At 32.0% G+C, this 259-nt stretch carries 1 protein-coding gene; it reads right to left on the reverse strand.

What is annotated here, in order from left to right; genetic code table 11:
- A partial coding sequence (locus ACWA1B_RS23005) for a histidine kinase (RefSeq protein ID WP_456910971.1) occupies positions 1–259 on the reverse strand: 259 nt, incomplete at both ends.

Raw genomic sequence — 259 nt, forward strand, 5'->3', positions numbered from 1 at the left:
CTTTACTGCATTTTCGACCAATAACTGCAACGTTAATGGCGGTAAATGAAGCGCTAAAGAAGGAGAATCGATCTCAATTTTCAAATCGATTTTATCGCCCAATCTTTTCTTCAATAAATAAAAATACGCGTTTAGGAATTCGATTTCTTCTTTTACCGTAATCGTATCTTTATTAGAATTTGAAATCATATAACGATATACTCTCGTTATATTTTCTAGAAACGAAGCTGCTTCTTTCTGGTCTTCATAAATCAATTCT

This window comes from Flavobacterium xizangense, from assembly GCF_054075145.1.